The 14734-nt window shown below is 60.5% G+C and carries 13 protein-coding genes and 1 tRNA gene; 7 read left to right on the top strand and 7 right to left on the bottom strand.

From position 1 onward, the window contains the following. Nucleotides 1-12: 12 nt before the first annotated feature. The 3 genes from O6760_RS24290 to O6760_RS24280 all read right to left on the bottom strand — a co-directional run bounded on the left by O6760_RS24290 (nucleotide 13) and on the right by O6760_RS24280 (nucleotide 1818). Nucleotides 13-1143 (bottom strand): carboxylate-amine ligase, encoded by a 1131-nt coding sequence (locus tag O6760_RS24290; RefSeq protein WP_269582229.1) that lies wholly within the window; start codon nucleotides 1141-1143, stop codon nucleotides 13-15. A 68-nt stretch (nucleotides 1144-1211) separates the two neighbouring features. After that, nucleotides 1212-1634: a hypothetical protein gene (locus O6760_RS24285; protein ID WP_269582228.1), complete on the bottom strand. Its 423-nt coding sequence runs from the start codon at nucleotides 1632-1634 to the stop codon at nucleotides 1212-1214. A 110-nt stretch (nucleotides 1635-1744) separates the two neighbouring features. Then, nucleotides 1745-1818, bottom strand: a tRNA-Cys gene (locus tag O6760_RS24280). Between the two features lie 250 nt (nucleotides 1819-2068). Between O6760_RS24280 and O6760_RS24275 the strand changes: the two genes are divergently transcribed. The 3 genes from O6760_RS24275 (at nucleotide 2069) to O6760_RS24265 (ending at nucleotide 5326) form a co-directional block, all read left to right on the top strand. Continuing rightward, a complete protein-coding gene (locus tag O6760_RS24275) occupies nucleotides 2069-2731 on the top strand; it encodes a protein-L-isoaspartate O-methyltransferase family protein (protein ID WP_269582227.1) in 663 nt (220 codons plus the stop codon). Nucleotides 2732-2935: 204 nt separating this feature from the next. Then, nucleotides 2936-4327 carry a TolC family outer membrane protein gene (locus O6760_RS24270; RefSeq protein ID WP_332306204.1) on the top strand — a complete coding sequence of 464 codons (1392 nt, stop codon included), beginning with the start codon at nucleotides 2936-2938 and terminating at the stop codon, nucleotides 4325-4327. A 273-nt stretch (nucleotides 4328-4600) separates the two neighbouring features. Next, a complete protein-coding gene (locus tag O6760_RS24265; protein ID WP_269582226.1) occupies nucleotides 4601-5326 on the top strand; it encodes a PopZ family protein in 726 nt (241 codons plus the stop codon). A gap of 20 nt (nucleotides 5327-5346) precedes the next feature. Here the strand turns inward: O6760_RS24265 and O6760_RS24260 are convergent, their stop codons facing one another. Next, nucleotides 5347-5775, bottom strand: a complete 429-nt coding sequence (locus O6760_RS24260; RefSeq protein WP_332306232.1) for a DUF1284 domain-containing protein — start codon at nucleotides 5773-5775, stop codon at nucleotides 5347-5349. A 183-nt stretch (nucleotides 5776-5958) separates the two neighbouring features. Here O6760_RS24260 and O6760_RS24255 point away from each other — a divergent pair, with 183 nt between their 5' ends. Further along, nucleotides 5959-8877: a valine--tRNA ligase gene (locus tag O6760_RS24255; protein WP_269582224.1), complete on the top strand. Its 2919-nt coding sequence runs from the start codon at nucleotides 5959-5961 to the stop codon at nucleotides 8875-8877. Between the two features lie 114 nt (nucleotides 8878-8991). Continuing rightward, nucleotides 8992-9537: a DUF2155 domain-containing protein gene (locus tag O6760_RS24250; protein ID WP_269582223.1), complete on the top strand. Its 546-nt coding sequence runs from the start codon at nucleotides 8992-8994 to the stop codon at nucleotides 9535-9537. 30 nt (nucleotides 9538-9567) lie between these two features. Here the strand turns inward: O6760_RS24250 and O6760_RS24245 are convergent, their stop codons facing one another. The 3 genes from O6760_RS24245 to O6760_RS24235 are packed head-to-tail and all read right to left on the bottom strand — an operon-like array spanning nucleotide 9568 to nucleotide 11628. Beyond that, nucleotides 9568-10359 carry a GNAT family N-acetyltransferase gene (locus O6760_RS24245; protein ID WP_269582222.1) on the bottom strand — a complete coding sequence of 264 codons (792 nt, stop codon included), beginning with the start codon at nucleotides 10357-10359 and terminating at the stop codon, nucleotides 9568-9570. Nucleotides 10360-10419: 60 nt separating this feature from the next. Beyond that, on the bottom strand, nucleotides 10420-10902 hold the full coding sequence (locus O6760_RS24240) for a GNAT family N-acetyltransferase (protein WP_269582221.1): 483 nt from the start codon (nucleotides 10900-10902) through the stop codon (nucleotides 10420-10422). A gap of 57 nt (nucleotides 10903-10959) precedes the next feature. Further along, the gene (locus tag O6760_RS24235; protein WP_269582220.1) at nucleotides 10960-11628 is read right to left on the bottom strand and encodes an alpha/beta hydrolase; all 669 of its coding nucleotides are present in this window, start codon (nucleotides 11626-11628) and stop codon (nucleotides 10960-10962) included. 307 nt (nucleotides 11629-11935) lie between these two features. On the opposite strand from O6760_RS24235, the gene O6760_RS24230 reads away from it, so the two are divergent. After that, nucleotides 11936-13105 (top strand): cysteine desulfurase family protein, encoded by a 1170-nt coding sequence (locus tag O6760_RS24230; protein ID WP_269582219.1) that lies wholly within the window; start codon nucleotides 11936-11938, stop codon nucleotides 13103-13105. A gap of 105 nt (nucleotides 13106-13210) precedes the next feature. Continuing rightward, nucleotides 13211-14683: a Fe-S cluster assembly protein SufB gene (gene sufB / locus O6760_RS24225; protein ID WP_269582218.1), complete on the top strand. Its 1473-nt coding sequence runs from the start codon at nucleotides 13211-13213 to the stop codon at nucleotides 14681-14683. The last annotated feature ends 51 nt before the right edge of the window (nucleotides 14684-14734 follow it).

Here is a 14734-nt window from a genome sequence, read left to right as displayed (position 1 = left end):
GACGCTTCCGGATCAGAGACCGGCCAGTGTTTCCTCGATCAGGTGATCGACAATCGCGACCAGCCTGTCGTCCGGCAGGTGACTGTCTTCGGGAAAGTCGCCCGCGAGCGCCAGTTGCTTGTCCGCAGAGGTGCCGCGCGCGGCGATATCGCGCAGATGGGCGATGTCCGCTTCACAGCCGAAATGCTTGGCGTCCGGGGTGACCAGCTCGATGATCTCCTCGACGAGATCCCGAAACGGCGCGGTTTCATTCTGTCCGAAATCGATCAGGTGCGCTTCTGTTCCATGTCTTTGCGCCTGCCACCGGTTCTCGGCGATGAGGAACCTGGAATATTGCCGCCAGCCCTGGTTCATGCACCGGAGACGATAGAGCATCCGGCACAGGCAGCGGAACAGGGCGGCGATCGCCACGGCATCGTCCAGACGCGGGCACACGTCGGTGATCCGCATTTCAAGCGTTGGAAACCGGTCGGAAGGACGCAGGTCCCACCAGATCTTGGTGGCATCCTCGATGACGCCGGCATGGGCCAGGATGTCCACCGTATGACGGTATTCGTAAAAGCTCTCGAAGCTCGGCGGCAGGCCGGTTCGGGGCAATTCGTTGAAGACGGCGAGGCGGTAGGACTTCAGTCCGGACTTGCGCCCGCGCCAGAAAGGCGACGAGGTGCTGAGCGCCAGCAGATGGGGCAGGAAATAGGCGAGCTGGTTGAAGAGCTCGATCCTGAGTTCCTCGTCTTCGATGCCGATATGAACATGCATGCCGCAAATCAGCAGGCGCTTGGCGACCACCTGCATCGACCGTGCGAGTTCGTTGTAGCGTTCCTTGTCGGTATGGGGCTGTTCCGTCCATTCCGCGAACGGGTGGGTCGAGGCGGCGAGCGGCGCAAGGTTATGGGCGGCGGCTTCCCGTGCGATCGTTTTGCGGAAGTAGCTGAGCTCCGCGCGCACTTCTGCCAGTGTCATGCAGACGGGCGTGCCGACCTCGATCTGGCAGCGCAGGAATTCGGGACTGACCCGGCCCTCGAGCGCGCTTTCACAGGCCTTGAACAATTCGGGTGGCGGAGAACTCGCCAGCAGGCGGGTCGTCTTGTCGACGAGAAGATACTCCTCTTCCACGCCGATGCTGAAACTTGGTTCTTTCATCCACGAAACATCCGGGATTCCTTTGCGGGTCGTCAAGGCAGGACAATTGCGGACGCGGGCGGCGGACGTTACCAGATATTGCCTGCCGCCGGCGTATAGGTGGCACCGATGACGGTGTTGGCCTGCAGGATATCGCACTGAAGAATCGTTGAAAATTTTGCGGTAGGCGCATTCGTCTCGCAGACGGCGGCCGACATGATCAACTTGCTGCTTGCCGAGAGTTCGACCGTGTCCTGGCCCTGGATCAGCACGCTTTTCGGTGCGCTTATGATCACGTCCTGATTCTGGAGCGAAATCATGCTTTCCAGTTCGGAAATCCTGGATTCCAGATCGTTGACACGCTCCCTGAGGGCCTCGATCAGGGCCTCGGTGTTGTCGCTTGGCGACACCAATTGGGGCGTCTTGCGTGGACGCGGTGGTCCGACACGTTTCATGGTTGATGTCGTGACGGGCTTCTTGGAAACCGGCGCCGTCGCTCCAGGTGTTTTCATGATCTTTCCCCGCGTTTTTCGGCTACGCCAAAACGCTAGCATGCCGCATGGGAAAGAGGTAGCCGCATCGCGCGCGACCGGGTGCCGGAAAGCCAAATGTCAGGAAAGTCTGGAGGCCCCGACCGGAATCGAACCGGTGTACACGGATTTGCAATCCGCTGCGTCACCACTCCGCCACAGGGCCCCAAGGTGGTGTGCCGCGCCTTATCGATCAGTTGCGCGATTTGGTCAAGTCCTGAATGCAGGGAGTTGATATTTTCCACCGTCTCCGATTTCAATAACCGGTGCCTGCAAATGGCCGGTGCAATTTTTCGCGGATTTCAGGGCCTGTCCGGAAGATCCGTAGATGCTGATACTTGTCACGGCGGCTTCGCATCGCTAATGAACGGTGCCAAGAGGTGCCGGGCAGCCGGCAAGTCAAAGTGAGGGCCGATATGACGGACTTTAGCCAGTCCCGCCGCAAGATGGTGGACAACCAGCTGCGCACCAATGATGTGACCGACCACCGCATTCTGGATGCCATGGAACTGGTTCCCCGCGAGCGTTTCGTACCGGCTTCAAAACGGGCGGTTGCGTATATCGACGAGGACCTGCCGGTCGGATCCGCTGATACCGGCCGCTTCCTGATGAAGCCTCACATCTTCGGCAAGCTGGTTCAGCTGGCGGAAATCCGCGAGAACGATGTCGTGCTCGTGGTCGGCGCCGGAACGGGCTACAGCGCGGCCGTGCTCTCGAACCTCGCGGCGTCGGTTGTCGCGCTTGAAGAAAATTCGGATCTGGCAAAAACCGCGACCGAAGTGCTCGTGGATCTCGGGATCGAAAACGCGGTGGTTGTCGAAGGTCCGCTCACGGGCGGCTATCCTTCGGAGGGTCCCTATGACGTCATCCTGGTCGATGGTGCGGTTGAGGTTCTTCCGGAAGCGCTGCTTGATCAGGTCAAGCCGGATGGACGCCTCGCTGTCGTCGAGGGCCAGGGCGGCGCCGGTGTCGCACGGCTCTACCAGAAATCGGGCGACGCGGTCAGCAGCCGGTTCGGATTCAATGCGTCCGTTGCACTTCTGCCGGGCTTTGCCAGGGAAGAAGCCTTCGTGTTTTGACAGGCGCTTGTGTCATGTTCCTTTGCAAGAGCCCGTCGCACTCCGGCGGGCTTTTTGATTTGTGGCAAGGCAACGTTCCGGCAACTTGTTGCCATTAAGCCGCACTCATGGAAATTCGGCCCATATCACCCTCAAAAGGTTGAAGAATAAAACCGGTCAGTTTACTCAACATGATCGTGTAGTCTGACCTGGAAGGAGTGTGGGGTGTCTGGTCGTTCAACGTTGAAAACGGTGGCCTTTGCAGTGGCCCTCATGGGGGGCGTATCCGCCGGAACGTTGACCGGGGCATTCTCGTCAGCGGCTCAAGCCGAAACCATCCGGGAATCGCTCGCACTTGCTTATGCGAACAATCCGACCCTGAATGCTGCCCGCGCCCAGCTGCGCGGCGTGGACGAAAACGTGCCGCAGGCGCTGTCGGGCTGGCGTCCTACGGTTTCGGCAGCCGCCTCTCTGGGACGGCTTGCGACCGGTTCGGACGCGAATATCGACTACAGGAACAACGCCTCGATCTCGCTGACGGTCAGCCAGACCCTGTTTCGCGGATTCAGAACCATCAATTCCACCCGGCAGGCTGAGGCAGTCGTGCGGGCGCAGCGCGAAAGCCTGATGTCCACGGAACAGGACACGCTGCTGGACGCATCCACGGCCTATGTCGATGTGATCCGTGATACGGCCCTGGTCTCGCTTCAGCGCAGCGATCTTGCCTTCCTCCAGGAACAGGTCCGTGCCGCCCGTGACCGGTTCGACGTCGGTGAAGGCACACGCACCGATGTGAGCCAGGCGGAAGCCCGTGCCGCGGAGGCGCGCGCCAGCCTCAACACGGCACTCGCGAACCTGAACACCAGCCGCGCGATCTACCGCCAGATCATCGGTATCGAGGCGCGCAGCCTGTCCGCTGACACGACCATCAGCCGGTTCGTGCCCAAATCCATCGATGAAGCCCTGCAACAGAGCGAGGCGAATCAGCCTTTGATCCGCCAGGCGCAGCATCTCGTCGATGCGGCGATGTTCAACATCAAGGCCATCGAGGGTGAGCTTCTGCCCACTGTGACCCTGGATGGCAGCGTCTCGCGATCCTGGAACCAGACAGCAGCCACGGACTACACGGACAACGCCCAGATCTTCGGCAATGTCAGCATTCCGATCTATCAGGGCGGCGGCGTTTCCTCACGCGTCCGCCAGGCCAAGGAAGAACTCGGCCAGACCCGGCTGCAGCTGGATGTCACGCGCGACCAGATCCGCGCCAACGTGATTTCCGCCTGGGGCAACTATCAGGCAGCGGAGGCGTCCATCGTCGCCGCACAGGCCGCCGTGGAAGCGCAGCAACTGGCGCTGGAAGGCGTGATCGAGGAACAACGCGTCGGCCAGCGCACGACCCTGGACGTGCTCGACGCGCAACGGGAACTGGTTACACAGCAATCCAATCTTGTGACGGCGCAGCGCAATCGCATCGTGGGGGGCTATCAGCTCGTTGCGGCGGTTGGACGGCTGGATGCGGAATCGCTCGGCCTGAACGTCGCCCGGTACAATCCCCGGCAGCATTACAAGGCCGTCCGCGACAAATGGATCGGTCTGCGCACGCCGGATGGCCGGTAAGAAACCGGTAACTTAATGCCTTCACGATAGGCGCAGAAGCTTGGCCAGCCTTGTCATTTGCTGGCCTGCCGTGACGTTGACTGCGGGCGCAGACGCGCAAAATGAGCCTGAATCTCCACATTGAGGCGGCAAATTCCGACTTAAAAGGGGAAAAGGCGTTGGTAAGGACCGCGCTTGCTTTGCGCGTATCATACGGACCCGCATAATTTCGGTTAACGAATCATTCAGACTGCACTGAGTGTTCCTTTGCGTAGCCGAAGTACGGGGGAAGTCATGGCACAGGCGAAAAAGGCTGAAGAGCCGTCGATGGAGGAAATCCTCGCATCGATCCGCCGCATCATATCCGATGAGGACTCCCAGGGAGCCGACGCGGAAGACGCCAGCACAGGCGAGAAAGTAGAAACACCAGCAAAAGAAGAGGCGGCGGACGATATGGGCGATGCCTCCGAAATGTCCCAGGACGATCTCGACAAGCTGTTCGACATGGCCGGCGATGACGAGGAAATTGAAACGGAAGACGACGAAAGCGCTGACGATATGGCTGCGGCCATGGCGGCCGATGCCGAGGCGGATGAATCCGAGGATGTCCTGGAACTGACCGAGGAACTGGCTGTTCCGGAAGAGTCGATGGATATCGTCGAAGGCATGGCCGAAGACCTTGAAGGCGACGCCGGCGACATTTCTTTCTCCGAAGCACCCGAACCGGAGCCGGAACCGGTATTCGAGCCGGAACCGGCCATGTCTTCCATGCCGATCCCGGACGATCTTCCGGACATGACGGCCGAGACACCGCTGACCTCACCGGAAACCGGACAGGCGGTTCATGCCGCGCTCGACAATTTTACCGACATGTTCATCGGGTCCCAGGCGCAGACCGTCGAGGAACTGGTCAAGGACATGCTGCGGCCGATGCTGAAAGCCTGGCTGGACAAGAACCTGCCGCCGATGGTGGAGGAGATGGTCAAGCGCGAGGTCCAGCGGGTCATTCGCCGGCGCTGATTTCCACCTCGGCGATACAGTCAGTCAGGGGGTGCCAGATGGCATCCCCTGAACTTGTTTTGGGCAATGCGCGAGCAAAGGTCCTGCCATTCGCAGGAATCGCAGGCTTCCCGGATTTTTGAAGCGGCAAAGGCGTGTCGCAGCTTTTCGGTAGTGTCCGCGTCAAGAACAAGACAGTTGACGCCCGTCAGGGGGTGTCCAAGGAGCCTGCCCAGGGCCTCAAGCGCCTGTGCGTCCCTTGAACGCACACTGTCGTTGTGACAATGGCAATTCGCTTCCTGCAGCATGGGCTGGCAGATCTCGTCCGGCCCGTCGACGATGCGGATGTCTTCGCCGGCATTCAGCCGGTCGATCACGGTGCCGTAGTTGGCGACAAAGTCCGGTGTATAGCCCTTGCCGAGATAGGTCAGCATGCACAGCAGATGATGCGGGCGGATGGAAACGGTCATGCGTCGCTTATGACAGCATTCGCCGGAGAACCCAAGCGGCGTGCCGGCGAGTTGTGTTTTCCCGGCACCAGCCATGGCAAAGGGCACGAATTCGCCGTTCTTGCCGGTTGACTTGCGCAAGCGCTTCCGATTTACACGGTGCTTCACGCAATTCGACAATATTCCTCCCATTGAGTGACCCTGATGCTGGAAAAGACCTACGATGCGGCCAGCGTTGAGCCGCGGATATACGAAACCTGGGAAAAGGCGGAGGCCTTCAAGGCCGGAGCTGGCGCCAAGGACGGCGCGCCTGCCTTTTCCATCGTAATTCCGCCGCCGAATGTAACGGGCTCGCTGCATATGGGCCACGCGCTGAACAACACGCTCCAGGACATCCTTGTCCGCTGGAAGCGCATGCAGGGATTTGACGTTCTCTGGCAACCGGGCACGGACCACGCCGGCATCGCCACCCAGATGGTCGTCGAGCGCGAGCTGATGGAACACCAGCAGCCTGGCCGCCGCGAAATGGGGCGTGAGTCCTTTGTCGAGCGGGTCTGGGAACAGAAGCGCAAGTCCGAAGGCACCATCCTCGGCCAGCTGAAGCGCCTGGGAGCCTCCTGCGACTGGAGCCGGACCGAGTTCACCATGTCGCCGAACCTGTCCGACGCGGTCCTCAAGGTCTTTGTCGATCTTTACAACGAGGGCCTGATCTACCGGTCCAAGCGGCTCGTCAACTGGGATCCGAAATTCGAGACGGCGATTTCCGACCTCGAGGTCGAGAACATCGAGACCGACGGCCACATGTGGCATTTCAAGTATCCGCTGGCCGGCGGCGAAACCTACGAATATGTCGAGAAGGACGAGGACGGGAACATCACCCTCCGCGAGATCCGCGACTATATCTCCATCGCCACGACCCGTCCGGAAACCATGCTCGGTGACGGTGCGGTTGCCGTGCATCCGGGGGACGAGCGCTACCGGCCGATTGTCGGCAAGCTCTGTGAAATCCCGGTCGGGCCGAAGGAACAGCGCCGACTGATCCCGATCATCACGGACGAGTATCCGGATCCGGATTTCGGTTCCGGCGCCGTCAAGATCACCGGCGCGCACGACTTCAACGACTATGGCGTCGCGCAGCGCAACAAGATCCCGATGTACCGCCTGATGGACACCAAGGGCGCCATGCGCGCCGACGGTGAGCCATATGCCGTGGAAGCGGCCAAGGCACAGGCGATCATCGACGGTGCGCAGATGACGATCAACGAGATCGATGAGATCAACATCGTTCCCGATGACCTGCGTGGTCTCGACCGGTTCGAGGCGCGCAAGCGGGTCATCGACCAGATCACCGCGGAAGGCTTGGCTGTCACGGTGGCCTCCGATCACCCGGACATTGCCTGGATGAAGGGGCAGGCGCCTGAATGGAGCCCGCTCGGCAAGGCGATTGTCCGCCCGCTGGAAGAAGGTGCCGAAGCACCGGCCGAGTTGCCGCTGGTGGAATCCAAGAAGATCATGCAGCCGTTCGGTGACCGCTCCAAGGTCGTCATCGAACCGATGATGACGGACCAGTGGTTCGTCGATGCCAAGACCCTTGCCGGTCCCGCCCTGAAGGCTGTTCAGGACGGCGATACCAGGTTCGTTCCCGAAAACTGGGACAAGACCTATTACAACTGGCTGAACGACATCCAGCCCTGGTGCATCTCGCGCCAGCTCTGGTGGGGGCACCAGATCCCGGTCTGGTACGATGAGGACGGCAACGAATACTGCGCCCAGACCGAGGAAGAAGCCGTCGCGAAGGCCGGGGGCAAGGCGCTCACCAGGGACGAGGACGTGCTCGACACCTGGTTCTCCTCCGCGCTCTGGCCCTTCTCCACGCTCGGCTGGCCGCACAGGACGCCGGAACTGGAGCGGTATTACAAGACCGATGTCCTGATCACCGGCTTTGACATCATCTTCTTCTGGGTCGCCCGGATGATGATGCAGGGTCTGCATTTCATGGACGAGGTCCCGTTCCACACGGTCTATATCAACTCGATCGTGGTCGACAAGAACGGGAAGAAGATGTCGAAATCGCTCGGCAATGTTCTCGACCCGCTCGAACTGTTCGACACGTTCGGGGCCGACGCCACCCGTTTCGCGCTGGCGAGCCAGGAGGTCCAGTCCCGCCGGACGCTTCGCATGTCCGACCAGGCGGCCGAGGGTGGTCAGCGCTTCGCAACCAAGATCTGGAATGCGGCAAAATTCATTGAAATGAACGAATGCGCCCGCGTCGACGGTTTCGATCCGGCTGCCGCGAAGCACACGTTGAACCGTTGGATCGCAACCGAGACGGGCCGTTGCATCAGGGAAGTCACGACCGCCCTGGAGGACTTCCGCTTCAATGACGCTGCCAACGCGGTCTACAGATTCACCTGGAACACTTTCTGTGACTGGTTCCTGGAACTGGCCAAGCCGATCTTCAACGGCAACGACGAAGCCGCGAATGCCGAGACCCGTGCAACGGCATCCTGGGCGCTGGACGAGATCCTGAAGGTTCTCCACCCGATCATGCCGTTCCTGACCGAGGAACTCTGGGAGCGTCTCGGAAAGACAGGCGAACTGCTGATGCTGAGCGCATGGCCGGAAGCCAGAGTGGAAGACGACGCCGCGGCAGCGGAAATCAACTGGCTGGTATCGCTGATTTCCGAGATCCGCTCGGTGCGCGCGGAGATGAACGTTCCGGCCGGCGCCAAGGTGTCCATTGTCATCACGGGCGCCAATGAAGATACCGTGACAAGGCTGAAAACCCACGAATCCGCCATCATGCGTCTGGCGCGCGCGGAGACGGTCGATCTCGCCGACGCCGCCCCACGCGGCTCGGCGCAGATCATTGTCGGCGAAGCGACGGTCTGCCTGCCCCTGGCCGGCGTGATCGATCTGGGAGCGGAGACCGCACGCCTCAAGAAAGAAGCCGCCAAGCTGGATGGTGAGATCACCAAGATCGAGAAAAAGCTGTCAAATCCGAAATTTCTCGACAAGGCCCCGGACGAGATTGTCGAGGGTGAACGGGAAAAGGTCACGGAGGCCAGGGAAAAGCTGGAAAAGGTTCAGATCGCGCAAAAGCGTCTGGAAGAAATCGGTTAAAACCGATCAAGCGGCCCGGGAATGCGGTTTTGTCTTTTCCGGGCCGCAATTCGGTGCTAGCGCGGCGCTCAGGAACCTCAGTATGCTAGGCACCAGGGAATCACTTCGAAGCTGATGGCTCACGTGTTTGAAACGATGAAAGCGGCAAAACGCGCCTGCAGGGTAATCGGATTTGCCGCGATTGCGGCCTCGATCCCGTCGCTGGCCCTTGCCGAGAAGATCGAGAATCCTGTCGCCGTCTTTTCCGGCCTGGACAAGATCACCGGACGTATCATTTCCTTCGACGTCTATATCGGCGAGACGGTTCAGTTCGGGGCTCTGCAGGTGACCCCGAGGGTCTGCCACACGCGGCCGCAAACGGAATCGCCGCTGACAACCGGTTTTGTCCAGGTTGACGAAATCACGCTCAACAATGAGGTCCGCAGGATCTTTTCCGGCTGGATGTACGCCGCCAGCCCCGGTTTGCATGCGGTTGAGCATCCCGTCTATGACATCTGGCTGACCAACTGCAAGCTTGCCTCCAAGGTGCCGCCGCCGGAGGACTATACCGGTCCTCCAATCAAGGGCGTTGTGGCCGATGGCGAGGATCCGCTGGCCGGCCCGGATGATGGTGTCGATGCGGGGCCGGGCGTTCCCCGGCCGAAACCGTTCCAGGGCTGACCTTGTGGGGCGGTCGCCGGTTTCAACGACTCAGCGTGTGAACCGGTCTTCAGAACAGGTCGCCAGCCCTGAAAACAGGTCGCTCGAGAGACGGAGCCCGGAGTTTTCGACCATCTTTCGAGACGCGGTATTGGACGCGGAAACCAGTTCGTAGACATGTGTTGCCGACAACGTGTCCAGTGCCGCCCTGGCCATGAGCGCGTTGACGATGCTGCCGAGCCCCTTGCCGCGATGATCGGGTGCAACGGCAACAAGCCCACCCCAGGCCCAGGCATGGTAGGGACTATGCGCGTTGTGGGGCAGGTAGGCATGGGCACAGGCCGCCAGGGCACCGTCAGTGTCGACAAGTCCGACATTGACCACCTTGCCGAACCGGCCGTTCAAAAATCCTGCGGAAAACGGGGCTATCCCCGCTGAGGCAATGAACTCCTGAAACAGCCTTGTGCGTGCCCCCTCGACACCGTCGAGGGGAGGCATCTCGTGGAAACCGGAGGGAAGTCCGCTTGAGAGAATGCCGGCGGTCGTGTTTGCGACGGCTTCGGCATCGCCGCAAAAAACATCCCAGGTGTCCACCCTGGCATCGGACCTCGCCATTTCCTCTTTCAACCGGCCCAGGTCGGATTTCGGCAGCAGGCGGAAACCGAAAATTCCATCTTCCTGCAGGTATTGCCGGATCGTGGGAAAGCCAAGGCGGTCGGGATCGTCAGACCCGAGCATGCGCGCGTTGTTGCAGGCACCGGGCGTGGACATTGTCCAGCCATACATGTCTTCCGCGCGTTTCTGGAGCGCAATCTGCTTTGGCGAACCGACGTATCCTGACATGCGCCCCCCGATTGGACATCTGCTGACGGAATTCAAAAGATGTGCTCCAGGCACAGGATGTCAACGGGTCAACCGTGCCGGATACCCAGGTGCGCGAAGTTCAAAACCGGTCTTGGTGTTGGCAAAGCCGAGTCGCTTGTAAAACCTGTGTGCCGCCGTGTTGTCGGCGCCGGAAAGCAGCATGATCTTGAAACAGCCTTCGTCGAAGGCCCGCTCGAGGGCTGTTTCCATGAGGCGGCGGCCTATCCCCAGGCCACGCCAGTTTTCATGGGTCACGACGTTTTCGACCAGCGCGTACGGAGCACAGCCGCGCGTCATGTTAGGAACAATCACAAGAGTACAGGAGGCCACCAGCCGTCTGTCTTTCTGCGCCAAGAGGATGGTGAGGCGGGGGTGTTGCATCATTTCCGCGAAAGTCTGCCGCTGCAATGCGTCCGCCGCCGGCAGGTCATCGGTGACGAGGTGGCGGTAGAGATCCCGAAGGCCTTCAAAATCGCCGGAACCGGCAGCCCTTATCGCCAGGTCATCCGTTGAATTGGTCATATGCCTACATAAAGCAAAAAAGGCCCGCCGGGTGGCGGGCCTTTCGGATCCGTCTGGTCAGTCGATATCGACGTAATCGGCAGGGGTCAGGCCGAGCCGCTTGTCGACATAGGTGCCGCAGCGCTCGATCAGGTCGTCCATGTCGTTCTCGAAGAAGTGGTTCGCGCCCGGAATGGTCTCGTGGTCGATGACGATGCCCTTCTGGGTTTTCAGCTTGTCGACCAGCGTCTGCACGTCCTTCTGCGGCACGACCTTGTCGTTGTCGCCGTGAACGATCAGGCCGGAAGACGGGCAGGGGGCCAGGAACGAGAAGTCGTGGAGGTTGGCGGGCGGCGCCACGGAAATGAAGCCTTCCACTTCCGGACGGCGCATCAGGAGCTGCATGCCGATCCAGGCACCGAACGAGAAGCCGGCAATCCAGCAGGCACGCGCGTCGGTATGGACGGTCTGCACCCAGTCAAGAGCCGCAGCCGCATCGGACAACTCGCCCTGGCCGTGATCGAAGGAGCCCTGGGAACGGCCGACGCCACGGAAATTGAACCGCAGAACGGCAAAACCGCGCCGGGCGAACATGTAATACATCTGGTAGACGATCTGGTTGTTCATCGTTCCGCCGAATTGCGGATGCAGATGCAGAACCAGCGCGATGGGCGCATTCCGTTTCTTGGCGGGATGGAACCGGCCCTCGAGCCGGCCGGCGGGACCGTTGAAGATCACCTCAGGCATGAAGAACTAAGTCCTTGTCATAATGTCGCGCAGGGAAACTGGCGCGTGAAATTAGGGTGCCGGTTACGTGGTTTCCCGTAAGTCTAAACTTGACTCTCAAGCTCCAAGTTTTTAGAACCCTGTTTAGAATTATTCGAAACTTCGCATCACCACCCAGAGGCAGTCCGGAAGGCAGCAATGCTCGGTTCGACCGGTTGGGGGTGTTATCGTCGTCACAGCGGAAAATTTCAAGGAATTTCGCACATGTGTCTGACAAACAAGCGAAATTTCGAGTCTGGATACAACAGCATCATGGGCCCGAGGTGTCATGCCGCGTCAGTCTGACCCGATCTATCTTGACCACAACGCCGGAGCACCGCTGCGTCCGGCAGTGCGCGAGATCATGATCGATGTCCTGGGTGATGCCGGAAATGCCTCTTCCGTTCACGGCCATGGCCGCAAGGCACGCGGCCGTATCGAGGCCGCGCGCGAGCAGGTTGCGCGTCTGTGCAAGGCAAGGACCCGTGCGGTGACCTTCGTGTCCGGCGGTACGGAAGCCAACATGACCGCATTGACGCCCGTCTGGCAGGACCAGGGAGCGCCGGTCTATCTCGACAAGCTGTTCCGCAGCGCGGTTGAACATCCCTCCGTCGTCACGGGGGGCCGTTTCGCCGCTGCGGACCAGGTTGTGCTTCCGGTCGACGAACAGGGGGCGGTGCGTCTGGAAGACCTGGAAGCGGCGGTGCGGGATGCGTCCCCGAGCCTGATTTCCGTGATGGCGGCCAACAATGAAACAGGCGTGATCCAGCCATTGGCGCGGATCGGTGAAATTGCAGGCAAGTATGGTCACTTTTTCCATGTAGATGCGGTGCAGGCCGCAGGCCGGATGGCGATTGACCTGGACGCATGGCAGGCAGATGTAGCGACCCTGTCGGCACACAAGTTCGGCGGTCCGCAAGGCATCGGCGCTGTTGTTGTCCGTTCCACGGCCAGGCTGCCATCTCCGCTGATGATCGGCGGTGGCCAGGAAAACTGGCGCCGTGGCGGCACGGAAAACGTGGCCGCGATTGCAGGCTTCGGTGTCGCGGGTACAGCTGCCCTTGAAGAGGCGTCCGACACGCGCCATCTGGAAGACTTGAAAGCCAGGCTTGAAACGGGACTGCGTGCCGTTTGTCCAGCGACCGTCATCTTCGGCGAGGGTGCAGACCGCCTGGCCAACACAAGCTGTTTTGCCGTTCCCGGAATTCCGGCGGAAACGGCATTGATCGCTTTCGATCTGGAGCGCGTATCCGTGTCGTCCGGGTCGGCCTGTTCTTCCGGCAAGGTGTCCGTGTCCCACGTTCTGACCGCCATGGGGGGCGCCGAGGATCTCGCGCGTTGCGCCTTGCGTGTCAGCATGGGCTGGGACACGCGCGCAGAAGACATCGACAGGTTCCTCGAGCTCTGGCCGGGGATCGTTGACAGGCTCAATCCGCAGGCACGCCACCAGGCGGCTTGACCAGGAGAATTCGGCGGTGCGTCCGCCAGCAACAGGCAGGCGAGGGCTGCTCCCTGCAACAGGATATGAAATGCGGGCACGGGGCCCGCTGAATGGAGGCAAGGTATGCCAGCTGTACAGGAAACCATCGACACGGTGAAAGCCATCGATGTTGACCAGTATAAATACGGCTTCGTAACGGACATCGAATCGGAAAAAGGCGCCAAGGGTCTTTCCGAGGAGACGGTGCGGTTTTTGTCGGCAAAGAAGAACGAACCGGAATGGATGACGGAGTGGCGGCTTGATGCCCTGCGCCGTTTCCAGCAGATGGTAGAGCCGAGCTGGGCACGTGTTTCCTATCCGAAGATCGACTTCGACGACCTTTATTACTGGGCCTCGCCGAAATCCGTCGAAGGCCCGAAAAGCCTTGATGAAGTCGACCCGGAACTGCTGGCGACCTACGCGAAACTCGGCATTCCACTGGCGGAGCAGGAAATCCTGGCCGGTGTCGAACCGAAGAACCGGGTTGCCGTCGATGCCGTCTTCGACTCGGTCTCCGTGGTCACCACCTTCAAGGAAGAGCTGAAGAAGGCCGGCGTCATCTTCTGCTCCATCTCGGAAGCGCTCCGCGAATATCCGGACCTGGTGAAGAAGTATCTCGGCTCGGTCGTGCCGGTCACCGACAACTTCTACGCAACGCTCAATTCGGCGGTCTTCTCCGACGGATCCTTCGTCTACATTCCCGAGGGCGTGCGCTGCCCGATGGAACTGTCGACCTATTTCCGCATCAACGAGCAGAACACCGGCCAGTTCGAGCGCACGCTGATCATCGCCGACAAGGGTTCCTACGTTTCCTACCTGGAAGGCTGTACCGCTCCGCAGCGCGACGAGAACCAGCTGCACGCGGCCGTGGTCGAACTGATCGCGCTGGACGATGCCGAGATCAAGTATTCCACCGTCCAGAACTGGTTCCCGGGCGACAAGGACGGCAAGGGCGGCATCTACAACTTCGTCACCAAGCGCGGCGACTGCCGCGGCAAGAACTCCAAGATCTCCTGGACCCAGGTCGAGACCGGTTCCGCGATCACCTGGAAATACCCGTCCTGCATCCTGCGGGGCGACAATTCCCGCGGCGAGTTCTATTCCATCGCCGTTTCCAACGGCCACCAGCAGATCGACAGCGGCACCAAGATGATCCACCTGGGCAAGAACACGTCCAGCCGGGTGATCTCCAAGGGCATCTCCGCCGGCAAGTCGGAAAACACCTATCGCGGCCTGATCTCCGCGCACCGCAAGGCATCGAACGCCCGCAACTTCACCCAGTGCGATTCGCTGCTGATCGGCCAGGAATGTGGTGCCCACACGGTGCCTTACATCGAGAGCAAGAACGCCTCGGCCCAGTTCGAGCACGAGGCGACCACCTCGAAGATCTCGGACGACCAGATGTTCTACTGCCTGCAGCGCGGCCTGTCGGAAGAAGAAGCCGTGGCGCTGATCGTCAACGGCTTTGTCAAGGACGTGATCCAGCAGCTGCCGATGGAATTCGCCGTCGAGGCCCAGAAGCTGATCTCGATCAGCCTGGAAGGCTCCGTGGGCTGAGGCCCTGACGCAATTTGAATTTGATTTGGGCCGCGAGGTCCGCTGAATGAC

Source organism: Roseibium sp. Sym1 (assembly GCF_027359675.1).
Classification (GTDB): domain Bacteria; phylum Pseudomonadota; class Alphaproteobacteria; order Rhizobiales; family Stappiaceae; genus Roseibium.
The sequence above is the reverse complement of the archived record's forward strand: the minus strand, read 5'-3'. Positions and strand labels throughout refer to the sequence as shown.

What these genes read in the sequence shown, in the direction of transcription:
- O6760_RS24255 (WP_269582224.1), top strand. Translation starts at nt 5,959, where the DNA reads ATGCTGGAAAAGACCTACGATGCGGCCAGCGTTGAGCCGCGGATATAC.
- O6760_RS24230 (WP_269582219.1), top strand. Translation starts at nt 11,936, where the DNA reads ATGCCGCGTCAGTCTGACCCGATCTATCTTGACCACAACGCCGGAGCA.
- O6760_RS24250 (WP_269582223.1), top strand. Translation starts at nt 8,992, where the DNA reads ATGGCTCACGTGTTTGAAACGATGAAAGCGGCAAAACGCGCCTGCAGG.
- O6760_RS24290 (WP_269582229.1), bottom strand. Translation starts at nt 1,143, where the DNA reads ATGAAAGAACCAAGTTTCAGCATCGGCGTGGAAGAGGAGTATCTTCTC.
- O6760_RS24260 (WP_332306232.1), bottom strand. Translation starts at nt 5,775, where the DNA reads ATGACCGTTTCCATCCGCCCGCATCATCTGCTGTGCATGCTGACCTAT.
- sufB (WP_269582218.1), top strand. Translation starts at nt 13,211, where the DNA reads ATGCCAGCTGTACAGGAAACCATCGACACGGTGAAAGCCATCGATGTT.
- O6760_RS24235 (WP_269582220.1), bottom strand. Translation starts at nt 11,628, where the DNA reads ATGCCTGAGGTGATCTTCAACGGTCCCGCCGGCCGGCTCGAGGGCCGG.
- O6760_RS24265 (WP_269582226.1), top strand. Translation starts at nt 4,601, where the DNA reads ATGGCACAGGCGAAAAAGGCTGAAGAGCCGTCGATGGAGGAAATCCTC.
- O6760_RS24240 (WP_269582221.1), bottom strand. Translation starts at nt 10,902, where the DNA reads ATGACCAATTCAACGGATGACCTGGCGATAAGGGCTGCCGGTTCCGGC.
- O6760_RS24245 (WP_269582222.1), bottom strand. Translation starts at nt 10,359, where the DNA reads ATGTCAGGATACGTCGGTTCGCCAAAGCAGATTGCGCTCCAGAAACGC.
- O6760_RS24285 (WP_269582228.1), bottom strand. Translation starts at nt 1,634, where the DNA reads ATGAAAACACCTGGAGCGACGGCGCCGGTTTCCAAGAAGCCCGTCACG.
- O6760_RS24275 (WP_269582227.1), top strand. Translation starts at nt 2,069, where the DNA reads ATGACGGACTTTAGCCAGTCCCGCCGCAAGATGGTGGACAACCAGCTG.